The following is a 25,865-nucleotide window of genomic DNA, read 5'->3' on the forward strand; positions in this document are numbered from 1 at the left end:
GGCGCGACACTGCCACAAGCACCCTCAATAATCTCCCGACTCCAACAAAAAAACAGCAAACCGTCCTAAGACGGTCTGCCGCTTACTTTTTCTGTCTGTTCAAAGATGGAGAATTTCTGTTTCTCATCGTCTGCCAGTTCGAACAGTTCCAAATATGGTGTGTAATCTATCTCAAGCTGCTTTAATTTTTTCTTCATGAACTTATGGTCTTTCTTTGGTGTCGCGATAATGTAGCCTTTCATTATCTGATCGAGTTCAATCGTTTTAACACCTTCATCCAGCGCAATCTTCGAAATTCTGCCGGCAATTCTTTCTTTAGCCACATCTCTGAATAATTCCGGAACGGGGCTGACCAGTTCGTTTAGGAGCGTACGTGCATCAGTATTCCAGAGCGGCAGTGCTTTGTCTATGTAGTAATCCTGCCAGTCGAGTTCTGAATAACCGTCGCCTTTAGGCATGCGCCGCAAAAACTTTCTGAACATAAAAAATCCGCCGATCGTCATCGCTCCGAGCATGATGAACGTCCATATCGCAATCAAAATCATAAATATATCAAATGACACTGTAATCACCTCTACTTAACTCATATTATACATATTTTGAAACTTGTTTGTCCATTTAATAATTTGTGACGATATATAGGGTGAGAGGAGGTGAGGACATGATAAAAGGATTAAGTGCCAAGTTTTACTTCTTTGTGATGAATGAGGAAGGCAAGGAGGTTACAAAATCGCGTACGCTTAACCGTCTGGCAAGCGATGCCAGTGATGCAGGTGTAAACGCTCTGGCGTCTATTTACGAAAACCTGACAGGAGAACAGTATTCTATCGTGGAGAAAGTGGTCACTCACATCGTCGATTAATTTCAGCTCTCACCACTAATAGAAAGGAGGAATAGTCATGGATGAAAAATTAGTAATGGTTTTTACTACTAATCAGGACAAAAGATTTACTCTGACTGTCAACAACCCGAAAGCAGGTCTTACATCTCAGGAAGTTGAAGCGGAAGCAGCGCGTCTAATCGCAGAAAATATTCTGCGTCCGTCACAGGGAATTCCGGTTTCTCTGTATTCTGCGAAAGTCGTAAATACAGCAACGACAGTGCTTAAGTAAGATGGACTGGATACCCTTTGTGAGCGATGTTGGATTTCCGGCTGTAATAACATTTTTCCTGCTGCACCGCATGGAAACTAAGTTAGATGATTTAATCATTACAATCCAGCAGCTCAAATAAGAACTGACTCTCCCGGACTTTGACCGGTGAGAGTCTTTTGTGTTTAAGAAATATGATAAAATCAATGTAACGACTTTAAGAGGTGACTTTAATGCGGATTTTACATACAGGCGACTGGCATATCGGCCGTAAAATGAACGGTCTCGATCTGATAGAAGATCAGTCCTACATATTAGAACAGTTAATGAATGAGATAGAAAACAGCGACATTGACCTTGTCGTTGTTGCAGGAGATATATTTGACCGCGCGAACCCTTCGCGGCAGGCGCTGAAACTGGCGAATGATACACTGTACCGTATCAACATTACACTTGGAAAACCGCTCCTTGTCATCAGCGGCAATCACGACAGCCGCGAGCGGCTGAATTACGGCAGCGAATGGTTTAAGGCGACGAATTTTCATATTAATACATCACTTGACCAGGCGCACATACCTGTAACAATCGGCAATACCGACTTTTACCTGCTGCCGCATATCGAAGTGCTTGAGGCGCGGAATTATTTTGAGGATGAGGACATTGTTTCTCACCAGCATGCCTACGATAAAATACTTGAGAAAATTAACGGGCAGCTGGACCAGGAAAAAATAAATATACTTATCGGACATCTGTATTTATCGGACAGTGTTGCCAGTGATTCCGAACGGCCGCTGTCGATGGGGTTGAGTGAAGCGGTCAGCGAAGAAACATTCAGCGCGTTCGATTACGCACTGTTCGGTCATCTGCATCATCCTTTTGCGGTAGACAGCGAAAAATCATTTTACAGCGGATCTTTATTAAAATATTCATTTTCCGAACACAAGCAGCCGAAAGGCTGCAGAATTATTGATACTGACAAAGAAAAGGTATCTTTTATTCCGCTGGAACCCCGGCATGATGTCGTTGTGTATACAGGAGACTATGAAGCAGTTGTCAACGGGGAGATTTCCTTTAAAGATAACAATGCGTATTTTAAGTTTGAATTATCGAATATGAGCTATGTAACGGAACCGATGAGTAAAATTAAAATGCTTTATCCGAATACACTCGAATTAAAACCGTTAATCGAAGACCGGTCAAAAGACCTTCAGACCGTTGATATGACGACGACGAGCGACGAGGAAATATATAAGTCGTTTATCGAAACGACTCTCGACAGAACTGTAACAGCTTTTGATAAAACGATGTTTAAGTCATATTTTGCAGGTGAACATAATGAAACTGATTAATTTAAAAGTAGAATATTTCGGACCGTTTGAATCAGAAGAAATTAATTTTCGCAGCCTGAACAATAAATTGTTTTTAATCAGCGGGCGGACCGGCTCCGGTAAAACGATGATCTTTGATGCGATTGTATACGCCTTGTACGGCAGTGCATCGACTGCCGGCCGGGATGAAGAGTCCCTCCGCAGCCAATTTGCGCCCATCGATAAGCAGGCAGAGGTTAAACTTACCTTCGATGTGCGCGGCAAGGAATATACAGTGGAACGGACGCTCAAATATCATAAACCGGGTAATAAGAGTGCCACCCCACCAAAAGCGGTGCTGTACGACGGAGAAGGGAATATTCTCGCAGGTAAACTGAATGAAGTGAGAGACGCAGTAGAGGAAATAGTGAAACTGAACCGGGCGCAGTTCAGAAAAATTTTAATACTGCCGCAGGGAGAATTTAAAGAGCTGCTCGTGTCATCGAGTACAGACAAACAGGAAATTCTGCGCACTCTGTTCCAGACAGGACGTTTTTTAAACTTTGAACTGAATTTAAAAGATAAACTGAAAGAACAGTCTGCTGAAGCGGCGAAGCTCGATATGAGAATTAACGAATGTGTTAAACACATCCATACTGACGATATTGATATTACAAAGCAGGAGGAATTTCCGAATTACAATATAGCTTTGGAATATGCAGACGGGGTTATCTTCAGTTATAAGAAAAAACTTGAGTCTCTGGCTGAAGAAGGCAAGAAGTTTAAAAGTGAGCTTGATCAAAAGCAGGAGACATTACTTAAAAAAGAGAAGCACAATGAACAAATTGTTAAGCTGAACGAGTTAATCAAGTCGAAGGAGACTTTACAGAGCCAGGCGGAATCAATCGATGTGTGGCGTTCTGAAATCGCTGATTTTGAATCGGTCTCATCAATTAAATACGAACTGCTGCGTCACCAGGAACTTAAAACGGCAGGCCGAGAAATTAAAGATAGCCTGGCTGCGGAAACAAAAAAGGAAACGCATCTGTCAGAGAAACTGAATAACAGTGCAGCCCAGCTTGAAGAGACAGAAAAAAATATACCGGATATGAATAAAAGGCAGCAGCAGTATTATAAGCGCGAATCCTTTTTATCATCTTCCTATGAAACACTCGATGATGAAATCGCATCGCTGACGGCAGAATCAGAGCAGAAAGAAGCAGAACTTAAAAAACTTTCAGCTTATATTGAAGATATTAAAAAGAAACTTGGAAAGCTGACAGCAACACACAAAAAAGCTTCAGAACTGCAGGAACAGCACAGTGAACTCCGCAGCAAAAGCAGGCAGCTTGAAAATGAGGTGCAGGAAGCGCATAGTGACCGGAAACTCATTGACGAGCGCACACAGATAAAGAGAAATATCGAAGAAAATAATGGAGATATCAGCCGGCTGAAGAAAGACTTAAGCGTCTTTAACACCCGTCTTGCCGACTATGACGAAGAAACAGTCCAGACACTCAATCATCTTATCAATCACCTTGAGCTCGGCGAAGCATGTCCAGTCTGTGAACAGACTGTGCTTGAACTGCCGGAATCAGGCGGGTTTTCAAAAGAGGACCGCCGGGAGCTGAATACTTTAACAGAAAAAATCACTGACTATGAAGAAATTAATCAAAAGCACGTTATGCGGATTGATGTAATCGATGAAATATTAAAAGATAAAGAACAAAAAGATGCGGATATGCTTGAAGTGCAGCTGAAATCTGCAGAAGAAGAAACAGAGAAAACGGCATCAATGCTGGCTGAGACAAACAGCGAACTTGAACAGAAAGAACAGCTGAATAACGAACTGGCTCGTGAAAATGAAAATATGCATGCCTTGATGATGAGAAGCCAGGAAGTGAAAAACGCACTCAATCAGCTGACAGCAAAACTGCAGGAATTTAAAGAAGTGACCGGTTATAAGGACTTCAGCGCTTTTAAAACTTATATGAACAAGGAAGGCGAAGATATAAAAGAGTTTCAGGAAAATCTGAATCAGCTGAAAGAAACTGTTAATGATTTAACTAAACAGCGTGATTTAACTGCTCAAAAGGTAAAATCCCTGGAAGCTGATGCTGACAAGACCGCTCTGTCAGAAGCCAAGTTTAACAGTAAAATTGAAAAATTTATGACTCAGCATGGTTATGCGGATACAGAGACACTGCACCGCATTATTAACGATGAGTCTATTGATGAGAAAAAAGAAAAAGTAAAAACTTTTGATGATGAAAATTTATCGCTTAACAAGAGTCTGGAAGAATTAAAGAAAACATTGGAATCTACAGAAAAAGTCAGTACTGAGGAAGATATTAAGGCCATAAATGAAGCTGAAAAGTCACTCGAGTCCGCGAGAGAATATTATGCGGCGGTCAATGAAAGAAAAAATCAGAACATCAATTCAAAAGAGTATCTGGCAGAGCTAATCAGCACTTTCAATGCATCCTATGAAGAATTCAGCCAGCTGAATGAACTGGTCGAAGCGGTGCAGGGCAAAAAGGGACAGAAGGTTTCGCTTGAGCGGTATGTGCTCACGTATTATCTGGAGCGTATTTTGGAACTTGCCAACGTGAGACTGACTGCGATGACGAACCACCGGTATAAACTGCAGCGGAGCATGAAAAAAGTGAACCGTTACAGCGGCCTTGATATAGAAGTTTTTGATTACTACAATAACCAGGCGCGCAATATTAATTCACTGTCCGGCGGAGAAACTTTCCAGGCTTCACTCGTGCTGGCACTTGCTTTAAATGAAACACTGCAGCAGGAATCCGGCGGAATTACACTGGATACCATGCTGATCGATGAAGGATTCGGCACACTCGACCACGAAACACTGGAAGTTGCGATATCTACTTTGATTGACCTGCAGACAACAGGAAAAACAATCGGCATCATCTCCCACGTCGAAGAATTGAAAGAACGTATGGAGCATATCTTGTATGTGAAACCGGATAATGAGCGGAGCACGACGAAAATTGTGACCCTCTAGACAATGATTAGTCATAAAAAGTGCATAATTTTCACGCACAGAATTTTTAATTTTTGATAACATTGGTAGTAAGATGAAATATAGGAGGGGACACACTTGAAAAAGTGGTTAATCGCGGTTTTGGCTTCACTGATGTTTTTATCAGCATGCAGTGCAGGCGCAGTAGAGCCGATGAGCCGGTACGGTGATGAAGTACAGGACTTCGAAGTGACGAATCAGAATGATGAAACGTTCACTAGAGAAGATATGGATGGTAAAGTATGGCTCCTCAGCTTTATCTTTACGAACTGTGCGACTGTCTGCCCGCCGATGACTCAAAATATGACTCAGGTCACACAGGAACTGGATGAAAAGGGCATCGAGAACTATGGAGTAATGAGCTTCTCTGTTGACCCTGAAGTCGATACACCTGAAGTATTAACGGAATACGCAGGCTGGTATGATATACCGGAAAATACAGAATGGCAATTTCTTACAGGATATGACTATGAGTTTATTAGAGGATTCGCAGAAGATAACTTTAAAACCATTGTCGCACCGCCGCCAAAAGGCAGCAACCAGGTCACCCACGGTACTGCTTTCTATCTGATTGATGCAGACGGTACAATCATTAAAGACTATTCCGGTGTAGATTCAGGCGATACAAAATTCCCGCAGGCGGAAGTAGTATCCGATGTGGAAAAACTGGTAGAACGGGAAACAGAAGAGTAAATATGTTATAAAAAGTAATCCTTAATGGGATTGCTTTTTATTTTACAGAATATTTACATATGAATATAAATACTATTGTAAAATATTTCTAATACAGATATACTAATTACATAATAAGTAAGTACATACTTTTAGTCCGGATTTTATATACTCCGGAAACTAGTTTTCATTTATACTCAGGAGGTCATGTAATTGACTAAGCAACGGAAGAATAAGGTTTTAAATGTATCACTGGCAAGCATCTTAACATTATCTTTATTAGCACCATTAGATGATTCTGTATATGCATCAGAAACAGATGATTGGGTAGATGGAAACCAACAAGTAGGCGGAGAAGATACGAGTGTAGATAACGGAACTGTAGAATTCCCAGATTGGTATGATAAGGATGCAATTTACAGTTCAAATGGTACACTAATCTATACGGGTGAAGACGCAAACCATTACAGAGGGATGTTATCGGCAGTACTAGCTAGTCCAAATAACTATATTCTTCATAACGGTGGGGTATACGAGTACTTCTACGAAGTGGATGCAGATGGTTACGCAATTAATGAATCAATGGGTGGAGAAGTATTACCAAGCCAGTTTATCGGGTATGAAGTATCTATATCAGACATTAGAACTGTAGGGGCAAATATTCCACCATCAAAACCAGAAGGTAATCCTGGCGGTGAAGTAGTAGACCCAGATGAAGATGATACAGTGGAACTCCCAACAGAACCTGAAACAGATTATGAAGAAGGTGGGGACACTGGATTCGATGATGAAGATACACAAATTGGGGATATTGATGATAACGAAGATAATTTCGGGACATTAGACCCCGATGAAGAAGTAACAGTGCCAGAAGAGGGTGACGATGGGGACTATGAAATTCCAGTAGAGCCAGAACCAGAGCCAGAACCAACACCAGAACCAGAAGTTGAGCCAGAACTTGATGAAGAAAACAACTGGGAACAGGAAATTCCTGAGGATGAGTCATCACAAGTAGAACCAACACCGTCACCAGACGATGAGCCTGGTGAAGATGATAGTGATGAGCTTCCATCAGAAGAAGCAGATCCTTCTTACGTAAATAACTTTAAACTAGTTGATTTAGACACTGGTCGAGAATATACGAAGTTTACTATTCTTGGTCAGAACTATACACAACGTTTAAATGACCGGATAGAAGCTCTAAATATTGAACGAAATGTAACTATGGAAATCAATAATGAGGAAGTAACAAGTAAATCAATTAGCACTTCTACAATAAATGGAAATTCCATTTCAACAACGACAAGTGAAATTACTGTATATGTAATCAATGAATCTTTAAATGATTTTGATCAAGAAGGCCCGTCATTAATTCCTAATGGCACTATTTATGATGATATCAATATTGAAAATGCATACAGAAAGATTAATATATATAATGGTACAGATCTTATACAATCTCAGGCCTTCATTTATAATGAATCTATTGATGATTCAATTAAATCAGCAATATATCAACTTGATCAATCTAACCCGGGAGTATACTATTATGATAATGTAAGTGTTTCTAGAGGAATAACTTCTATAATGACTAATACTGGTATATTTAGAGGGACATTATTAGCTATAGATATTTTTGTAAATGAACGTGATTCAGAAGAAATAACACCAGAACCAACAGAACCTGAGACAGATGATAATGGCGAAGTACCAGAAGAGACGCCAACGCCTGAACCAACAGAACCAGAAACAGGTGATAACGGTGAATCGTCAGAAGAGACAGCAACACCAGAACCAACAGAACCTGAGACAAGTGATAACGGTGAAGTATCGGATGACGACAGTAATGATGAGGCATTAGAAGAAACACCAACACCTGAAGCGGGAGAAGATGCTACTCAGTCTTCAGAAAGTGATGATAATTTATCCACTCTTATTGATGAACGTACAGGAATTTCTGTTTCAAGTGAGTATGATGAACTTGAAGGGCTTCAGTTAAGAGTACAAGTTTTAAATGCATCAGATCGTATTTCTAATCCTCATGATCGTTATGATATTGAATTAGTAGATGCAGATGGTAACTTCTATGAACTTCAAAACAGTGTCACTGTTTCTATACCCGTCAATGGAGAAGTAAGTAACGTTTATTACCTTGGTGAATCATTAACTGATTTACCATATGAACTCATTGAAGGTAACGTGATTTTCAATGTAGATAGTTTCAGTGAGTATGTAGTAACGTATAAAGAGAATACAGATAATGTAAATTCTGCGGCAGTAAATAACAATGATAGTGGTCAAACTAATATTGATAATGAGAATATCACAGATTCAAATTCTTCAACTGTGAAGGAAGAAAATATTACAGGTGATGACAAAGAAATGCTTCCTGATACCGGTGTATCAGCATCGAATATAATATTACCTGTTGCATTATTAGCACTTCTTGGAGGAACTATTCTTTACTTCACAAGACGTAAGACTAATTAATTATTAGATATCGTATTATTTACTAGTATCCGATGTGGAGCAATTGATTGAACAGAATTATGAAGAAAAATAAATAGTTTTTGAAGAGTGCCGGGCGTTGTAATGACTGCCCGGTGCTCTTTTTTCTTTTGGCTCTACGTCAAATAGGGTTGATGAACAATTAAATCTGAGAGCCTAACTTGCGATAAGCGAGTGAGGCGCTTTTGGTTTCGGTTGGTACAGTCGTGTCATCAATAATATACGAACTCTAAAATGCGCAAAGTTTCGATAGCCAAAAGCCACACGTTTTAATGTCTTGATACTGTTATTAATACCCTCTAATGGGCTATTGGTCAGTGTCGGATAGTGTAATGTATGTTCAATATACGGATAATATTTTTTGAATGTGCGCAGTACTCTTCTCATTCCAGATGAACTTACACTTGGTGGAAGTTGTATTGTAAACCCATTAGGTGAATTTATTGTTGAACCAGTTATAGGTAAAGAAGAAATCTTATACGCAGATCTTGATTTAGCTAGAATTCCAGAAGCACCGTTTGATTTTGATGGGGTTGGTCATTATTCTAGACCAGATATTTTTCAATTATCTGTAAATGAAAAAAAGCAAACTAATGTCAATTGGAACTGATTTATATTAATATTAAATATTTTTATAGACGAGTACGAAGTAACACGTTTACTTTGTACTCTTTATTTAGGTTAGGCGGTTTTAATAATTTACTTTAGTTGAAAAAATATAAATTGTGAAAAAATAGAATTGTTAGTAAATTTATCTGGAGGTAATTTTATATGAGAGCAGCAGTATTTCACAATGCACATGATATTCGTGTTGAGGACGTTGACGTTTCTAAAGTTTCGGATAATCAGGTAAAAATAAAAGTTGCATGGGCGGGTATTTGCGGCAGTGATTTACATGAGTACAATGCAGGGCCAATTTTTATTCCTAAAGATGAAGAATCTCCATTAACTGGAAGAAAGGCACCGCTGACGATGGGGCATGAATTCTCGGGCGTCATCGAAGAAGCAGGAGCTAATGTCGATGGGCTAAAAGTTGGAGATAAAGTTACGATTAATCCATTAATTACAGGTGAAGTTCATAAAGAAAAACTTATTGATATGTACAAAGGGTTTACATTTGTCGGCTTAGGCAGTGATGGTGGGTTTGCAGATTATGTCGTAGTCGATAAAGAGAATATCGTTAAGTTACAAGACGATACTTCACTAGAACTCGGCGCTCTGGTAGAACCGACAGCAGTTGCACTACAGGCAATTAGAGAATCTGAAATGCAGTTCAGCGATTCGGTCGCAGTATTTGGCGCTGGACCAATAGGACTGTTGACAGTCATTGCAGCACGCGCAGCAGGTGCGAAAGATATTATTGTCTTCGATTTAAGCGATACGAGATTAAAAAAAGCGAAAGAGGTCGGTGCAACTTACGCTGTGAACTCGGGTAATCAAGATCCGATTGAATTTGTTAAAGCACATTACCCGGACGGCGTAGACAGAACGTTTGAAGTCGCAGGTGTTCCGATTACTTTAAATCAGGCAATACAAGTGACGAGAGCAAGAGGCATGGTCACAATCGTGTCAATTTTTGAAAAAGCAATGGAATTTAATCCAATGTTATTAACATCAAGCGGTGTGAGAATTTCATCTACCCTCGCGTATGAGCCGGATATTTTCGAAGCCACTGTGAAAATGATAGAAAGTGGTCAAATCAATCCATTTCCAGTTATTACAGACTATATTGAACTTGAAGACATTGTGGATAAAGGGTTCGAAACGCTTATTAACGATAAGAGTCAGGCGAAAATTTTAGTTAAGTTGAGCGGCGAAAAATAATGAATTTTGAACCAGTCTATTCATTTTTGAATAGACTGTATTTTATAGTATTAAAATACTATATATATTTCGTGTAGATTATATATATCAATGATTATGGTGATAAAGAAGTATATATAAAATACATTGAAGATTTAACAGATCTTAATACAAGATTTAAAATAAATCCTGTAAAAAATAAATTATCAAAGTTAAAAAGTAAGGAAAATAAAATTAAATACATATCTGATTATTAAATCATACTTTAGGGTAGATTATTACAAAGGAGCGTGGATAATAATATGAGTAAATCTGTATTAATTATGGTTACAAATGCTGACACAATTGCAGGTAACAAGAATAAACCGACTGGTGTATGGCTGTCTGAAGCGGCAGAGCCGTATATTGCATTTCAAGGTGCGGGGTTCAAAGTCGATATAGCATCACCTAAAGGTGGAAGCGTCCCAATTGATCCAAATTCAGTCGAGAATGGCAACGAGGATGAGAGTTTTACTGAAGTAGCGAAGCTGCTTCAAAATACATTACGAATGAAAGATGTTGTTTATGAAAATTATGACGCAATATTCTTAGCAGGCGGTCACGGGGCAATGTTTGACTTCCCGGGAGAACCGGACATTCAAAATATAATGGCATACTTTAAGGATAATGGGAGAATTATCAGCGCAGTATGTCATGGACCGGCAGCATTTGCCGATGCAAAAACTAAAGATGGTAAATATTTAGTGGACGGGGTGAAACTGACAGCATTTACAAATGAAGAAGAAGATTCCGTAAACTTATCAGAAGATATGCCGTTTATGCTGCAGACAAAACTTGAGGAAAACGGTGCAGGTTTTGTTAAAGGGACAGCCGGCGAAGAACATGTTGTTTCAAGCGGCAATTTCGTTACAGGGCAGAATCCGGCATCATCACAGGCTGTTGCAGAAGCAGTCATTAACAGACTAAGATAATAAAATTATGGTTATGACGGTGTCCTTTATTAAGGCGCCGTCTTTTATTTTCGTGGAAATGATGGTGAGGTTAAAGGACAACACCATATCCCCGTTGTCCCCGAAGGTCTGTTAAAGGACAACACCATATCCCCGTTGTCCCCGAAGGTCTGTTAAAGGACAACACCACATCCCTGTTGTCCCCAAAGTCTCATTAAAGGACAACACCACATCGCCGTTGTCCCGGAAGCTCTGTTAAAGGACAACACCACATCCCCGTTGTCCCGGAAGGTCTGTTAAAGGACAACACCATATCCCCGTTGTCCCGGAAGCCTCATTAAAGGACAGCACCATATCCCCGTTGTCCCCGAAGGTCTGTTAAAGGACAACACCACATCGCCGTTGTCCCCCAAAACAGCAATCAATACAAAAAAGACCCGGAAACGTAAGTTTCCAGGTCATCAATCAAAATATTAGGCTGCAGCTTCTTTATTTTTCATCTTATTCACAGTTAGCATGATTACAATTAAAATCACGATACATAAGATATTCTTAGAAAACAGCGGTAGTGCTGACATGTTTACAAGTATTCCGACACCAAGTGCAAGTACACCGTATACCGGAAACTTACCTGCAAATTGTGCGAGTACTGCGCCAAAGATTGCCGGCAGAACGAACGGAAATACTTCCTGAACACTTTCCGGAATAATTGTTAACAGCCACAGTCCGGCAAGGATAACCGGTATCAGTATAATTTTGTTGACCAGTGATGCTGCACTGATGCCAAGTGTTCCAATGATTTCACCTTCGTCAGTTCCCGCCTTGACTCCGACTGCTTCCTGGCATGATGCGACTGCAGGCAGGCACATGTTTGAGATGTTGCCGGTAAAAAATGCAACATATGTACCGGATACTCCGAGTACAGGGAAGTACATAATCGGTTCTAAAAACCAGACGATTGCAACAACTGCTGCATAAGCGAGAAAGCTGTTAAGAATTAATGAGAATCCGGGATGGAATCCCATAACAAACGAAATGTATAAAGGCATTGCAAATGATATTAATATTGCCAGTCCTAAAGTAATACGGCCCCATTTATGAGAGGCTGCTCTAAATTCCTGCATAAAAACCCCTCCGTTTTATATAAAGAAATAAACTGCAATCAGACTGATCAGTATTGAAAATCCTAGTGACCATTCTTTCAGCCAGTTAATTCCTTTTTTGTTTGCTATATAATTAAATGTAAGTGACGAAATTACAGCCACTATTGCCGTGAAAATATAAGGTGCGCCTTTTATCATTTCAGCGCCGGTTAACGATCCGAAAACTGCAATCATTGCACCGCTCGCAACTATGCCCATTAAGTATTCACCTTTTGGTTTAGCTGTTAATTTAGTCTGTATTTTACTTAAGTACGGTGTAGCGAAGAAGGTGAAAATCATCCAGCCGGCGCCGCCGATACACAAGGTCCAGACGACGAGGTTGAATATTTCAGGAGTAAAACCATCCCCCGCTAAAGCTGCTCCTGCAGATTGTGCCGACAGCTGTGCACCCATACTTTCAATCGGTGCAGATCCGATAACACCGATTCTCATCATAGTCAGCGGATTGCCGATTAAGGAAATCAGCGATACCGCTACGATGATAATACCGATTGATGGTCCAATCGCAGTAATACTGCCGGTTTTCACTGCACGTTTAATATCCGTTTCGCTGATGCCCACATCTCTTGCTGCTTTTTTTGATAATGATAAAAACTTTACTGCCTGAAAAATAACCAAGGCCACTATCGCGGAAGCAAATATCCAGACGACAGGGGAGTTGGCAAAATCCATACCTGACATGTAATCAAACCCCTTTATTTATCTTTCTGTTTTTAAATTACATTAACTTTCAAGGCGTCCTAAAACCACATCTCCTAAAGTTTTCGCACTGATTAAAAGCGAATCTTCATGAACTTCAAATTTAGGGTGATGGTTTGGATATGGATTTTCCACACCGTCAGGTTTCGATCCTACGTGGATGAAAGTTCCAGGTGTTTTTTGAGTGTAATATGCAAAGTCTTCAGATCCGCTGGAAGGTTTCGGATGTGTAATCTCAGTAATATAAGAACCGACACTTTCTGATAAAATATCTTCCACATATTGTGTCTCCTCAGGGTGGTTGTAGGCTACCGGATAGTCGTAAACATAATCCAGGTCGCATTCAACATCAAATGAGCTTTCAATACCGGCAGCAATTTTCTTCATCGCTTCGTATGCAGGCACCTTATTTTCTTCATTAAGATAACGAACAGTCCCGCGGAGGGTCACTTTGTCCTGGATAACGTTATAGCCGCCCGGTGCATCGAATGCAGTAACGGATACTACTACTGAGTCCATCGGATCCATGCGGCGGGAAACGATAGTCTGCGCTTCAGCAACAAAGTAAGCTCCCGCAACTAGAGCATCGTGTGTCGTATGCGGCATTGCACCGTGTCCGCCGGAACCTTGGATAGTTAAATCAAAATTAGAACGGCCTGCCATTGAATTGCCGGATATCAGACCGATCTCTCCAACATTGAGCATAGGGAAAATATGAATGCCGTATACTTCGTCAAGATCATCGAGTATGCCTGATTCGACAATGCTTTTCGCACCGCCTGGCGGCACTTCTTCAGCATGCTGATGAATGAGTTTTATCGTGCCGTTCCATTCATCTTTTAATTCAATCAGCGCTTCTCCGAGGTGGAGCAGGTAAGCGGTATGTACGTCGTGTCCGCAGGCGTGCATAACTCCGTCATTTTTAGACTTGAACGGAACATCTGCTTCTTCCTGAATCGGCAGTGCATCAAAGTCGGCGCGGAGACCGATGGTTTTGCCAGGTGACTTGCCGCTGATTTCAACGATAATGCCGTAACCGTTTCCAACATTTGCAGTAACTTTAACATCCTTATCTTTATAAAAGTCCTCGATAAACTTCGCTGTGTTTTCTTCTTTAAATGAAAGTTCCGGGTTGGCATGAAGATGCCTTCTCGTTTCAATCATCTGCTGTTCTTTCGACTCCAGTTTACTGAAAAGCTTTTCTTTTAAACTCATTGTGAATCCCCCTTTTTATATATGAACATAGTTTATCACTGGGGAAATATAATGACAAATTATTTTATGTATTCAGAAATTTAAAGAAAATATAAGTTGTGACGATTTTATGTCTTTATTTTTCCGTTTTCCGTTTATTCAGAAATTTTGAGGGAAAGTAAAAATTATAATGAACTATATACTTACTTTTAAGGAGTGGATATTTATCAGATATTTAATGCTGTTATTTGCAGGCTTCTTATTTTTAGCAGGCTGCGGAACCAGTGACACGGAAGAGCCCGCGGAAGAAAACACTGCACCAAGTGAGGGCACAGAAGAGGATGCCGAGGATAATTCTGTAGAAGACAAGGAAGGTACAGGCTCCGGTGAAGAAGCTGAAACTGATACAGAAGGCACCGATTCCGGCGAAGATACATCAGATGATGAATCAACGGATGAGACAGAAGATACAACTGGTGAAGACAGAGCAAGAGAAGACACTGACAGAGATGATGAAGCGGAAGATGAAGAGTCGAGTACTGAAACTGATGATTCAGAGAGCGACAGTGAAGATGGCATGGAGGAAGATGATTCATCTGAAAGCTCATCTTCGGTAGATAACGCTGCTAGTGACAGTGCTGAATCGGAATCAAGAGATATTAATTTTGATGTCTCTGAAGAATCTTTGACAGGACTTGATGGTACTGAAATGACTTCGATGTTTGAATTGAACTCAGGTATCGGCGAACAGCTGGCGAACGCATCCGAATCAGATGCAGCAATTGAAGAAGTGCTCATGCCAAAAGAAGATGTGGCGACTTACTATGCAGAAACATTTATGGTAATTAACGTTTTCGTCGGAAATTCTGACCTTCCTGCGGATAGTGATATGGTTGGTCTGACAGCGGAAATAGATGAAGGGGATGAATTTGAAGTATTCTCAGGCATGTTCGATCCTGCGACGAGTTCGATTGTTCCTTACGCTTATGCTGATCCTGACTCACTGTTTGTGTATGAAAACGGCATGTGGAATGATTACGGAGGACAGGCTGAAGCAGAAGAAATCTATTACGGTTCGTATTCCAACCTGCATGACGCCTTTATGGAAAGTGCTGATGTAATCAATATCTCAGAAGATGATGAGAATTATTATCTTCATAACATCGGATCTGAAAATGTCTTGCATGATACATTCGGCAGACTGTTCAGCGTAGAGTTTACCAATGCTGAATTATCGGAGCAGCAAAATGCTGTAGTCGGTATCGTGGATAAAGAAACGAATGAACTGTCACATGTTGCCTATGTTTCAACTGCACCAGGCTTAGTGGAAGGTGAGAAACTGCATATTGAAGTATCATCAGACCTCGAAGATTATGGTGAATATGATGATGAGGGTATCACAGTACCGGAAGGTATTTACGAGTAAAATATAAAAGCGTGTTAAGCGGAACTTCCGTAATCTATTCATTTAGATTACGGATTTTTTCTATTTCTGCGAAAATCATGCTTTTGTCAGTCAGTTTTCCATTAATAATCTGATTTCGGTGCAATCTTGAAAAAACTGTCCAGATATACATACAAATTTTAAATTTATGCGATTTTACAACAACTTAGCTGCAGCTTATATTGAGCTTATCACGAGCTGGAGGTTAAATATGTCTCTAATTATCATTGCGGGCGGCCTGGTCGCCTCTTTCCTTTACGCATTGACTCAGTCGGACAGTATTTCCTTTTTAACGAGAAGAAGCCGTTGTGATTCGTGTTTAAAAAATTTAAAAGTCACTGACTTGATTCCGGTTATCAGCTATTTAAAAAATCGCGGACGCTGCAGTCATTGCAGTAAACCTGTTGCCTTGAATTATTTAATAGTGGAAGTGCTGACGATTTTCCTGTTTGTAATGCCGCTTATCGTACCGCTCAGTTACGATAATATGCTGCTGTATTATCTGCTCGTCAGCATACTTATTCCTCTGTCAATTTACGATTTTGATACGCTCCTTATTCCCGTTCATATGCTGATGCTGCTTTTCGTTTCCGGCTTATATTTAACCGGTTTTGAATATATGGATGTACGGATTGATCTTTTAACCGTGGTGATCCTCCATATTTTCTATATGCTGTTTAAGGAAAAAATCGGCTACGGCGATATTCAGCTGCTTTCCGTACTGGCAGTAATAACACCCTTTGATTTTTTTATCTTCACCTTTTTATTCACATATATAATCGGCGGAATTTCGATTATCATTCTGGATTTGTTTCAGACTTCGCGTATTACTAAGGTGCCCTTAGTCCCCTTCATCGCTGCAAGCTTAATCACGACATTTTATCTGTACGCTGATTTTATCGATATATACTATGGAGGATTTTAATGACTGGAGAACTGCTTATAAGAGAAATGCATGATTCCGATAAACCCCGGGAACGTTTAATTAATTACGGCCCGGATAAATTAACGAATCAGGAACTGTTGGCCATATTAATCAACACAGGTAACCGGAATGAATCAAGCATCAGCTTAGCGAGTAAAATATTAAAGAATTTGCAGTCCATCAGAGAACTGAGAGATGTAACTTATGAAGAGCTGACTGCTATTAACGGCATCGGCAGGGCGAAAGCTGTTACTATACTTGCTTTTATAGAACTCGCTGTCAGAATGCATACCCATTCGAGGGAAGAAGATAAGTATATCCGGTCTCCGAAAGACGTGACGGATATATTGATGGAGAAAATCAGGTATTACAATCAGGAACATTTTATCGTGCTGTATTTAACGACCAAAAATATGGTCATAGAAGAAAAAACCTTGTTCATCGGTTCGCTGAACACAAGTATTGTGCATCCGCGGGAAATATTTCGGGAAGCTGTCAAACGCAGCGCTGCAGCTTTTGTCTGTGTCCATAATCATCCGAGCGGAGACCCGACACCGTCAGAAGAAGATATCGAAGTCACAAAAAGACTGCGTGAATGCGGTGATTTGATAGGAGTGGATTTTCTGGATCATATTATTATCGGTGACGGCAAGTATGTTTCTCTGAAAGAAATGAATTATATATAATGGGGGCTTAGTATGGGACTGGATATGTATTTACTGCTGGAAGATATTGAGACAGGAGAAATTATAGAGTACAGCTACTACAGAAAATTTAATGCGCTGCAGGGATACTTTGAACAAAATTATAATATTTCAAACCCGGGGAAAATTCTCTTAAAAGAAAATATTATTTCAGATTTATATCTCAGGCTGAATGAAATCCGCTATTCTCCTGAAAAAGCCAACTTGCTGCTGCCGTCATATCCGGGGCCATTTTTCGGCAGTTATGAGTATGACAGACTGTACCATTCTTATATCAATCAGGCAGCTATGGATTTCTATCATGCGAAGTTTATCGATTATAAAAAGTACAGCTTATATTATGCCTCGGACTGGTGAAAATATAATTTTATAAATAAGCATAAGGGAACTGGCAGTCAGTCTCCCTTATGCTTATTAGTAATTTCGCTGATAAATATGACAGTAGGCATAACGATGCCGAGAAAGCCTTCAAAGAGCGAGATGTAACGAATCGGGCCGATGGGATTCAAGTCTCCGTACCCAATAGACAGGAGAGTTACTCCGCTGTAGTAAATCATTTCAGCAAAGTTATGATCCTTCATCACAGACCCCTGATTGCTGTCAATTAGTATCGGCGAAGAAAATGACATAATATAGTAAATGACAGCAAAGATTAAAGTCAAGGAAATCATAACGGTAAAGATATAAAGGTAAAGCGGCCATTGCAGCGCAAAGTTATGAGTATCTTTCATCTCGCCTTTCTTCTTTGCGAAAACCCCGATTTGAAAAAGGAAAAACAAGATGAAAATGGTTAAAATCGCATGAGACATGAAAACCCTCCTGATAGATTTTATCAGTGTAAATATTCTTTATTTCCCTGTAGAGCAGATGATAAAACCTGTCAGCAATGTTCGGACTCATGATCAGAAGAAAATGAATAATTAATCGTATATAATATTTTTGCCCTGCTTAGCCAGTTCTTCCAGTGAAGACAGCATATGATTAATCTGTTCTTCTGTATGCCTCTCCCATGAACCCAGCTCTGCAACTATCTTAAGCGGAAAACGTGACCGGTAAGAACGGGTCGGGTTGCCGGGAAATCTTTTATCTGTCAAATTCGGATCATTTTCAAATTCACCTGTCGGTTCTACGATGTAAATTCTTTCTTTATGGTCAGATAACGCCAATTCAGCTCCCCATTTAGCAGCTTCTAATGTTGCAGTGAAATAAATATAATTAGATTTTTTGTTCTGGAAATTAGACCTGTAATCAGGTTCCAGAAACTCCCCAATATTTAATGCTGCTTTTGTACCGTGAAAAAATGGACCTTGATCTAAGATATCTTTATTATCCTTCATTGCTGCATGCACCTCTCATTATTTAATTGATAACTAACAGTATAACTGGCAGAACAGTGGAAATGCAGTCTGTTAAGTTCAAAAATATATATGTATAATAAAAACGAAGAGGATTTAAATTATATTTTAAAGCGGAGGAATTTATATGCAGTACGCAGAACTTAACAATGGTTTAAAAATGCCGATTGAAGGCTACGGTGTTTTCCAAGTTGACCCGAAAGAAACAGAACGCTGTGTGCTCGATGCACTTGAGACCGGTTACCGCAGCCTAGATACTGCAGCGACCTACGGTAATGAAGAAGGCGTTGGTAAGGCAATTAAAAAGAGCGGAGTAGTCCGTGAAGAAATTTTCCTGACTAGCAAGCTGTGGGTTGCCGACCAGGGATACGACAAAGCTAAAAAAGCATTTGAAAAAACTTTGGACAAGTTAGGAACAGACTACCTTGATTTGTATTTAATACATCAGCCGCTCGGAGATTATTACGGCTCATGGCGTGCTATGGAAGAACTTTATAAAGAAGGTAAAATTAAAGCAATCGGTGTGTCGAACTTTGATTCAACACGTCTCGTAGATTTAATAATTAATAATGAAGTCGTTCCGGCAGTAAATCAGATTGAGCTTCATCCTTTCCTGCAACAAAAAGAAGCTCAAAAAGTAATGCAAGAGTACGGAGTGAAAGTTGAATCATGGGGACCGCTCGCTGAAGCGAAACATGATATTCTAAAAGATGAAATGTTGAAGAAAATCGCGGATAAATATAATAAGACTGTTGCTCAGGTTATTTTAAGATGGCATCTTGAGCAGGGGATTATCATTATTCCAAAATCGGTTCGCAAAGAACGCATGGAAGAAAATCTTGATGTTCATGATTTTTCACTTGATAAAGCTGATATGGAAGAAATTGCAGCTCTTGACGGCAAATATCCGCGGATTGTCGATTATAATATTATGGACATTGTGACAGGCATGAATTCCTCGAAAACACCGGAATAATATCTGCCATTGAGCTTCTGTGTATTAAGTTACGATTGTTATAAATCAATTTACAGATAGGGGCGGTAGAATGATTAATTTAAAAACTGAAATCTGTGATGTTTTAAATATTAAATATCCAATTATCCAGGCGGGAATGGCTGGGGGAGCAACAACGCCGGAACTGATTGCGGAAGTGAGCAAGGCTGGCGGTCTCGGCACACTGGGAGCTGCATATATGAAGCCGGAAGATATCAGGCAGGCAATTAACGATATTAGAAAATTAACAGATAAACCGTTTGCTGTGAATTTATTTTGTGTGGACAATTCTGCAGACCTGGATGCTGAAAAGAAAGAAGCAGTGATGACTGAACTGCTTAAAATTGGCAAGGATCTTGATGTGAGCGAAGCGGATATTCAGTTTAATACAACTGATTATTTTAATGAGCAGTTTAGAATATTAATAGAAGAAAAAGTACCGGTAATCAGTACAGCTTTCGGTCTCCTCTCGGAAGATAAAGTAAAAGAAGCTAAAGACGCAGGCATGAAAATTACGGCGATGATAACGACAGTTGAAGAAGCTGTACTTGCCGAAAAGAGCGGTGCAGATATTATTGTTGCTCAGGGCTCAGATGCAGGCGGTCACAGAGGAACTTTTGATTTAACCCGTCATGAAAATGGAGCAGATATCGGGACATTTTCTTTAGTCCCTCAGGTCAGAGATAAAGTGAATATCCCCGTAGCTGCAGCAGGTGGAGTTAATGACAGCAGAAGCCTCGCAGCTGCACTTGTTCTCGGGGCTGCAGGTGTTCAGATAGGCACACGATTTTTATCGAGTGAAGAAGCGGGTATTCACAGAGCTTATAAAGAAAAAATATTCGAGAGCCGGGAAGAAGACACAGTGATTACAAGAGCATTTTCAGGGCGGCCTGCCCGCGGTATAATTAACAAATTTATAAAAAACTTTACTGCAGAGCCGCTGCCATATCCGTATCAGAACTCTGCAACGAAAAGTGTCAGAAGCGCCGCAGCTGTATATAGTGACAGCGAGTATATGTCACTCTGGGCAGGACAGAACCTGCGTCCCGTTGTAAAGGAGCAGCCGGCAGCTGAAATAGTAGAAGAAATTGTGGATGGTGCGGAGAAGATAATAGGGTAAGTACGTTGTTGAATTGACAAAGTACATGAAGCGACTTGTAAGTACGTTGTTAAATTGACAACGTCCGTAGGCTGCTCCAATCCTACTTTCTTTCAATCAACCAGCATATATAAAAAGCAGCCGCATAATATGCAGCTGCTTTGATTAATGTTTACAGTAATCCGATCAGCATTCCGCCGATAGCGCCGGTTACTACAATAACCCACGGCGGAAGTTTGAAGTAGACCAGCATCACGAAGAGGATTGCTGCCAATGCGAAGTGAACCGGCTCGAGTATAGAACTTGTCCAGATTGGTGTGTAAAGTGCCGAAATTAAAATTCCAATTACTGCAGCGTTAACGCCCATAACTGCGCCTTTAACTTTTTCGTTATTACGGAGCATATCCCAGAAGGGCAAGGCTCCTAATATTAAGAGGAAAGCGGGAAGGAAGATTGCCGCAGTTGCAACAAGTCCGCCAATCCAGCCGTTCATTACTGTTCCGAGATAAGCGGCGAAAGTGAATAATGGGCCAGGTACAGCCTGCGTTGCACCATAGCCTGCAAGAAATTCTTCTGCAGAAATCCATCCCATTGGAACGAGTTCCTGCTCTAAAAGCGGAAGTACAACATGTCCACCACCGAATACAAGCGAGCCTGACCGGTAGAAACTGTCTACTACTGCGATCCAGTAAGAGCCTGTCAGCTCACGGAAGGCCGGCAGCGCAAATAGCAGTACGAAAAATAGTGCTAAACAGACAGCGGAAAAACTTTTCCTGATAGGGAAAGTCGCCGCTTTTTTATTATCATCTGCTTCATGATTTTTAAAAAGAATAAAACCGATGACCCCTGCAATCAGAATGACACCGACTTGTGTAAACACCGATTGAAAGAGCAGAGTCGCGACCAGTGCAAAGAGTGCGATTACTTTTCTTTCTATATCCGGTGTGAGATTTTTACTCATTCCCAGAATGGCGTGGAGTACGATAACAACGGCAACAATTTTCAAACCGTGTATCCAGCCTGCTTCGCTGATATCGAAAGTTGTCATCAGGGAAGCAAAAATCATCAATACTATAACAGAGGGCAGGGTAAAACCGATAAATGATGTCAGCCCGCCGAGTACACCGCCTCGCATTACGCCGACACCGATACCGACCTGGCTCGATGCAGGTCCCGGCAGGAATTGTGAAAGTGCCACTAAATCCGCATAGCTTTTTTCACTCATCCACTTTTTTCTTTCAACATATTCAGCATGAAAATAACCGAGATGAGCTGTCGGACCGCCAAAGGATGTCAATCCGAGTCTAGTCGATACCAAAAATATTTCTAACAATATTCTGAGTTTGTTCATTAATTTCTCCTAGGTATGTAGTCTTATGTAAAAGATAACATGTATTTTAAACAGCTGCATTTATTTTTACAATCCTTAACATTATCCTGTGATATAATTATTCCTTGAAACTATAATGGAAATTCAACAGGAGTGTCGTTATGTCAGACCAGCAGATTTTAACTGTGATTTTCGGGTCCGTAGGACTTTTTATGATTTTAATATCACTGATAATTTATGTTTTCGGAGTCGCAGTAAAAAAACGAAAATGTACAGCAGAAACGACAGGGAAGGTTGTCGATAAAGTGCAGGGCAGCGATAATAACCTTTATCCGGTTATTGAATATGAAGCAGGCGGCGTCATTTACAGAAGAAAGAAAAATGTGACCGCTCACGGGTCGATTAACAATGGTTACCCGATAGGATATGAACTGATTGTCTTGTACGACCCGGAAAAACCAAAGCGCTGTTTAATCGGCGGCACAAAGATACAGACAGTAGCGGCGTCTATTCCCGCGATTATCGGTCTGGTCTTCTTCACAGTCGGCGTAGTAATATTTTTATTTTAATATAAGTTCAGGCAGGGATTTTAAATGAAAAAAAGAGAAAAGAGTGCAATGACTGCACAAAATATAAGCAGAAAATTAAGATGTCCGCTTTGTCATGAACCTGTGGAAGTGAGAGAGCTGAAAAGTCTGGTCTGCGTCAATAATCACACTTTTGATTTCGCCAAGCAGGGTTATGTAAATATTCTTAAAAAACCTGTGGATACTCAGTATGATGATGCATTATTTGAGGCACGTCAAAAAATAATCTGTGATGAAAAATTATATGAACCGGTACACGATAAAATTGCAGATATAATAATAAACCATTCAGCAGAAGATTCGCTGCTGTTTGATGCGGGTTCCGGCGAAGGGTCTCATTTGCAGACGATACTTGATAAAGTAAATACAGAAACATTGACGGGTATCGGCCTGGACATTTCAAAAGAGGGTATCTTAATGGCGGCGAAAAATTACGGAAATCCATTGTGGATTGTTGGAGATCTTGCGAACCCGCCGCTTAGTGACAAGTCCTGCAAATTTATACTGAATTTTTTATCGCCTGCAAATTACTCTGAATTTAAAAGAATTTTAGCTGCAGACGGTATAATTATAAAAGTAATCCCGGGCAGCGCTTATTTAAAAGAACTCCGCAGGGAATTGTTCAGCGGTACAGACGGGAAAGAATATGAAAACAATGATACACTTGAATTAATGAAGAAGAATGTTAAGCTTGTGAAAGAAGAACGGATAACTTATACGAAATTTCTTGACGCTGCTGCACTGAAAGATTTAATCTCCATGACACCGCTCGGCTGGCATGCAGATACAGCGCAGATAGAAAGATTTGCGGATAAGGGAAATAAAGAAATTACGGTGGATATGCATATTATCCTTGCAGCTGCCGAAAATTAAATTGAAACATTTCCGCATATATTTCAGTTAATAGTTTGCTATTTTAAAGATAATAGTCGATAATTACACTAAAGAGAGAAAATTATATGGAAATATTACTGTGTTTATTACAAACACGTTACAAAGTAAAAGAAATTCGCTCATGGGCTTGAAAAGTTCTGAACATTAAAATATAATGAGAATATATTAAGAAATACATAACAGAACGCACAAACAAAAGTTAAAGCTATACTCTTCATATCATTAACTAAGTCGTTCTTCGATAGTGCCTTTGGCCTAGATATCATATTATATTATTTATCTGTTAGGGAGACTTTTGATCTCCCTTTTTTTGTTGCCTTTTTTAAGGCTATTTAAACACTAAGAAGGTGAACATATTATGAACAGTGATGAATTGCACAGCTATGCCCGTAAATTTCTCGCTGAAAATTTCGGACTCACACTCGAAATTCCAATTAGAATATCAAAAAGAATGAAATCTAAGCTCGGCGCGTTTCAAATAAAATATCAGAAGCAGCAGGTTGTTTCGAAAGAAATTGTTATGTCCCACACTTTTCTCGTTAATAACTCCAGGGAAATCATTCTCGATGTGCTGTATCATGAATGCGTTCATTATGCACTCTACACATTAAAAAAACCTTACAGAGATTCGGATCGCGAATTTACGGAGACGCTGGAACACCTCGGCATTGCTAAAACCCGGAGCTATAAATACAAGGGACAGGCCTATTTATATGAGTGCAGAAAATGCAGCTACCAGTTTACGAAAAGGGTCAAAGGCTACAATAAAAGGTATATATGCAGACACTGCCGCGGCAGGTTTACATATAAAGGTACTGTTTCAGCAGGCTGATTAGAAATTATTAAAAATTGTTTGACAATTAATTCTGGTTAGACTAGTATGAAATACAATTAAATAAGAAATTATCCAGAGAGACGGAGGGATCAGGCCCTGTGAAGTCTCAGCAGCAGGCTTTTAAGTACTGTGCTAATTCCTGCAGGCAGAGGCTTGGAAGATAATCACACATCGCCATTTGTCTATTTAGATAAATGGCTTTTTTATTACATAGAGGAGGGAATACATGAGCATACAGCTGAATAACGTTTCAAAAACGTATCATTTAAAGGGTAGAAGTGTTGAGGCATTAAAACCGACATCCCTGAAGGTCGAAACCGGTGAAATTTACGGCTTAATCGGCTATTCCGGGGCCGGGAAAAGTACTCTTTTAAGACTGATTAATCTGCTTGAGAAACCTTCGGCAGGTTCTGTCATCGTTGGAGAAGACAATCTTACCGAACTGACACCAAAGGCTCTCAGGATTCGCCGGCAGAAAATCGGCATGATTTTCCAGCAGTTTAACTTAATCGAGTCAAAGACAGTGTATGAAAATATAGAATTTGTACTGAAAGCAAGCAAATACAGTAAAAAAGATGTGCCAGCAAGAATTGAAGAGTTACTGAAACTCGTTGGTTTAAACGATAAATCATCTATCAATGCATCAAATTTAAGCGGCGGGCAAAAACAGCGTGTCGGTATCGCTAGAGCACTTGCCAATAACCCGGATATTCTCTTATGTGACGAAGCGACGAGTGCGCTTGATCCGGATACGACGAAAAGTATTTTAAACCTGCTGAAAAATATTAACAAAACTCTCGGTATTACCATTGTGATTATTACTCACGAAATGGAAGTTATTAAAGAAATTGCAGACCGTGTAGGCGTAATGTCCGGCGGTGAAATTATTGAAAGCGGCGAAACATACAGCGTGTTCAGTCATCCTAAAGAAAAAATTACGAAAGATTTCGTTCAGGAGATATATAACTTTGAAACCCCGCCGCAAATTAAAGAAACGCCGGATAATCAAGTTATTACCATTCAATTTTTAAGTGAAAACGCCGAGGAGAATTATTTAAATCAGCTGTACAGGAATTTTGATTTGAATATAAGCATTCTCAACGGAAGAATTGAATATATTAAAGAAAAACCGCTCGGTTTTTTAATGTTCCAAGTATCCGGAAATGCTCAGGAAATAGAACGTCTTAAAACACATATCGATAAAACACCGGGAATCGAAAGGGTGGGTTACATTGGATAATTTCAGCCAGCTTTGGCCATTG

Annotated in this window: 27 protein-coding genes, 1 pseudogene and 1 riboswitch; of the genes and pseudogenes, 20 read left to right on the forward strand and 8 right to left on the reverse strand. The window is 40.0% G+C overall.

Going from position 1 to position 25,865, the window contains the following annotated elements; all coding sequences use genetic code 11:
- Positions 1–65: 65 nt before the first annotated feature.
- On the reverse strand, positions 66–545 hold the full coding sequence (locus IR135_RS02685; RefSeq protein WP_115884769.1) for a DUF2621 family protein: 480 nt from the start codon (positions 543–545) through the stop codon (positions 66–68).
- 116 nt (positions 546–661) lie between these two features.
- Between IR135_RS02685 and IR135_RS02690 the strand changes: the two genes are divergently transcribed.
- The 7 genes from IR135_RS02690 to IR135_RS02720 all read left to right on the forward strand — a co-directional run bounded on the left by IR135_RS02690 (position 662) and on the right by IR135_RS02720 (position 8,609).
- Positions 662–862, forward strand: a complete 201-nt coding sequence (locus IR135_RS02690) for a DUF1659 domain-containing protein (protein ID WP_135096493.1) — start codon at positions 662–664, stop codon at positions 860–862.
- A gap of 37 nt (positions 863–899) precedes the next feature.
- Entirely contained in the window at positions 900–1,112 is a 213-nt protein-coding gene (locus IR135_RS02695; protein WP_135096495.1) for a DUF2922 domain-containing protein, read from the forward strand.
- A gap of 1 nt (position 1,113) precedes the next feature.
- Complete coding sequence (locus IR135_RS02700; protein ID WP_074431610.1) at positions 1,114–1,233, forward strand: YvrJ family protein; 120 nt, start codon at positions 1,114–1,116, stop codon at positions 1,231–1,233.
- Between the two features lie 91 nt (positions 1,234–1,324).
- Positions 1,325–2,440, forward strand: a complete 1,116-nt coding sequence (locus tag IR135_RS02705) for a metallophosphoesterase family protein (protein WP_135096497.1) — start codon at positions 1,325–1,327, stop codon at positions 2,438–2,440.
- A complete protein-coding gene (locus IR135_RS02710; protein ID WP_135096499.1) occupies positions 2,427–5,429 on the forward strand; it encodes an AAA family ATPase in 3,003 nt (1,000 codons plus the stop codon). The genes IR135_RS02705 and IR135_RS02710 overlap by 14 nt, the downstream gene beginning before the upstream one ends.
- 96 nt (positions 5,430–5,525) lie before the next feature.
- Positions 5,526–6,140, forward strand: coding sequence for an SCO family protein (locus IR135_RS02715; RefSeq protein WP_135096501.1), 615 nt, complete (start codon positions 5,526–5,528; stop codon positions 6,138–6,140).
- A 192-nt stretch (positions 6,141–6,332) separates the two neighbouring features.
- Entirely contained in the window at positions 6,333–8,609 is a 2,277-nt protein-coding gene (locus IR135_RS02720; RefSeq protein ID WP_135096503.1) for an LPXTG cell wall anchor domain-containing protein, read from the forward strand.
- A 174-nt stretch (positions 8,610–8,783) separates the two neighbouring features.
- On the opposite strand, the gene IR135_RS02725 is transcribed toward IR135_RS02720, so the two are convergent.
- Positions 8,784–9,014 (reverse strand): transposase, encoded by a 231-nt coding sequence (locus IR135_RS02725; RefSeq protein ID WP_228063396.1) that lies wholly within the window; start codon positions 9,012–9,014, stop codon positions 8,784–8,786.
- Position 9,015: 1 nt separating this feature from the next.
- Between IR135_RS02725 and IR135_RS02730 the strand changes: the two are divergent.
- The 3 genes and pseudogenes from IR135_RS02730 to IR135_RS02740 all read left to right on the forward strand — a co-directional run.
- Positions 9,016–9,237: pseudogene (locus IR135_RS02730) on the forward strand (nitrilase); the annotation flags it as partial.
- 161 nt (positions 9,238–9,398) lie between these two features.
- Positions 9,399–10,451 carry a 2,3-butanediol dehydrogenase gene (locus IR135_RS02735; protein WP_135096507.1) on the forward strand — a complete coding sequence of 351 codons (1,053 nt, stop codon included), beginning with the start codon at positions 9,399–9,401 and terminating at the stop codon, positions 10,449–10,451.
- A gap of 281 nt (positions 10,452–10,732) precedes the next feature.
- On the forward strand, positions 10,733–11,401 hold the full coding sequence (locus tag IR135_RS02740) for a type 1 glutamine amidotransferase domain-containing protein (protein ID WP_135096509.1): 669 nt from the start codon (positions 10,733–10,735) through the stop codon (positions 11,399–11,401).
- A 452-nt stretch (positions 11,402–11,853) separates the two neighbouring features.
- On the opposite strand, the gene IR135_RS02745 is transcribed toward IR135_RS02740, so the two are convergent.
- The 3 genes from IR135_RS02745 to IR135_RS02755 are packed head-to-tail and all read right to left on the reverse strand — an operon-like array spanning position 11,854 to position 14,457.
- Positions 11,854–12,504, reverse strand: coding sequence for a small-conductance mechanosensitive channel (locus tag IR135_RS02745; RefSeq protein ID WP_135096511.1), 651 nt, complete (start codon positions 12,502–12,504; stop codon positions 11,854–11,856).
- Between the two features lie 15 nt (positions 12,505–12,519).
- The gene (locus IR135_RS02750; protein ID WP_135096513.1) at positions 12,520–13,224 is read right to left on the reverse strand and encodes a DUF5058 family protein; all 705 of its coding nucleotides are present in this window, start codon (positions 13,222–13,224) and stop codon (positions 12,520–12,522) included.
- Positions 13,225–13,266: 42 nt separating this feature from the next.
- Entirely contained in the window at positions 13,267–14,457 is a 1,191-nt protein-coding gene (locus IR135_RS02755) for an amidohydrolase (protein ID WP_135096515.1), read from the reverse strand.
- A 169-nt stretch (positions 14,458–14,626) separates the two neighbouring features.
- Here IR135_RS02755 and IR135_RS02760 point away from each other — a divergent pair, with 169 nt between their 5' ends.
- From IR135_RS02760 to IR135_RS02775, 4 genes are all read left to right on the forward strand, one after another.
- Positions 14,627–15,862, forward strand: a complete 1,236-nt coding sequence (locus IR135_RS02760) for a hypothetical protein (RefSeq protein WP_135096517.1) — start codon at positions 14,627–14,629, stop codon at positions 15,860–15,862.
- Between the two features lie 229 nt (positions 15,863–16,091).
- Complete coding sequence (locus IR135_RS02765; protein ID WP_167753350.1) at positions 16,092–16,805, forward strand: prepilin peptidase; 714 nt, start codon at positions 16,092–16,094, stop codon at positions 16,803–16,805.
- A complete protein-coding gene (radC, locus tag IR135_RS02770; protein ID WP_135096521.1) occupies positions 16,805–17,491 on the forward strand; it encodes a RadC family protein in 687 nt (228 codons plus the stop codon). Before IR135_RS02765 ends, radC begins: the two co-directional genes overlap by 1 nt.
- Positions 17,492–17,503: 12 nt before the next feature.
- On the forward strand, positions 17,504–17,866 hold the full coding sequence (locus tag IR135_RS02775; RefSeq protein ID WP_135096523.1) for a hypothetical protein: 363 nt from the start codon (positions 17,504–17,506) through the stop codon (positions 17,864–17,866).
- A 38-nt stretch (positions 17,867–17,904) separates the two neighbouring features.
- Here IR135_RS02775 and IR135_RS02780 read toward each other — a convergent pair whose 3' ends face one another.
- A complete protein-coding gene (locus IR135_RS02780) occupies positions 17,905–18,318 on the reverse strand; it encodes an ion channel (protein WP_135096525.1) in 414 nt (137 codons plus the stop codon).
- Between the two features lie 111 nt (positions 18,319–18,429).
- Positions 18,430–18,846: an NAD(+)--rifampin ADP-ribosyltransferase gene (gene arr / locus IR135_RS02785; RefSeq protein WP_135096527.1), complete on the reverse strand. Its 417-nt coding sequence runs from the start codon at positions 18,844–18,846 to the stop codon at positions 18,430–18,432.
- A gap of 145 nt (positions 18,847–18,991) precedes the next feature.
- On the opposite strand from arr, the gene IR135_RS02790 reads away from it, so the two are divergent.
- Together IR135_RS02790 and IR135_RS02795 are read left to right on the forward strand one after the other, a co-directional pair.
- Positions 18,992–19,840 (forward strand): aldo/keto reductase, encoded by an 849-nt coding sequence (locus IR135_RS02790; protein WP_135096529.1) that lies wholly within the window; start codon positions 18,992–18,994, stop codon positions 19,838–19,840.
- Between the two features lie 40 nt (positions 19,841–19,880).
- Positions 19,881–20,978: a nitronate monooxygenase gene (locus IR135_RS02795; protein WP_318272273.1), complete on the forward strand. Its 1,098-nt coding sequence runs from the start codon at positions 19,881–19,883 to the stop codon at positions 20,976–20,978.
- 151 nt (positions 20,979–21,129) lie between these two features.
- Here IR135_RS02795 and IR135_RS02800 read toward each other — a convergent pair whose 3' ends face one another.
- Positions 21,130–22,308 (reverse strand): chromate transporter, encoded by a 1,179-nt coding sequence (locus tag IR135_RS02800; protein WP_135096533.1) that lies wholly within the window; start codon positions 22,306–22,308, stop codon positions 21,130–21,132.
- A 140-nt stretch (positions 22,309–22,448) separates the two neighbouring features.
- On the opposite strand from IR135_RS02800, the gene IR135_RS02805 reads away from it, so the two are divergent.
- The 4 genes from IR135_RS02805 (at position 22,449) to IR135_RS02820 (ending at position 25,843) form a co-directional block, all read left to right on the forward strand.
- A complete protein-coding gene (locus IR135_RS02805) occupies positions 22,449–22,856 on the forward strand; it encodes a DUF3592 domain-containing protein (protein WP_135096535.1) in 408 nt (135 codons plus the stop codon).
- A 24-nt stretch (positions 22,857–22,880) separates the two neighbouring features.
- Positions 22,881–23,747 carry a putative RNA methyltransferase gene (locus IR135_RS02810; RefSeq protein ID WP_135096537.1) on the forward strand — a complete coding sequence of 289 codons (867 nt, stop codon included), beginning with the start codon at positions 22,881–22,883 and terminating at the stop codon, positions 23,745–23,747.
- 379 nt (positions 23,748–24,126) lie between these two features.
- The gene (locus IR135_RS02815) at positions 24,127–24,600 is read left to right on the forward strand and encodes a SprT-like domain-containing protein (RefSeq protein ID WP_135096539.1); all 474 of its coding nucleotides are present in this window, start codon (positions 24,127–24,129) and stop codon (positions 24,598–24,600) included.
- 68 nt (positions 24,601–24,668) lie between these two features.
- Positions 24,669–24,770, forward strand: a riboswitch (SAM riboswitch).
- 59 nt (positions 24,771–24,829) lie between these two features.
- Positions 24,830–25,843: a methionine ABC transporter ATP-binding protein gene (locus IR135_RS02820; RefSeq protein ID WP_135096541.1), complete on the forward strand. Its 1,014-nt coding sequence runs from the start codon at positions 24,830–24,832 to the stop codon at positions 25,841–25,843.
- Positions 25,844–25,865 lie beyond the last annotated feature (22 nt).

The sequence above is a fragment of the Jeotgalicoccus nanhaiensis genome, assembly GCF_015235105.1.
Classification (GTDB): Bacteria; Bacillota; Bacilli; order Staphylococcales; family Salinicoccaceae; genus Jeotgalicoccus; species Jeotgalicoccus nanhaiensis.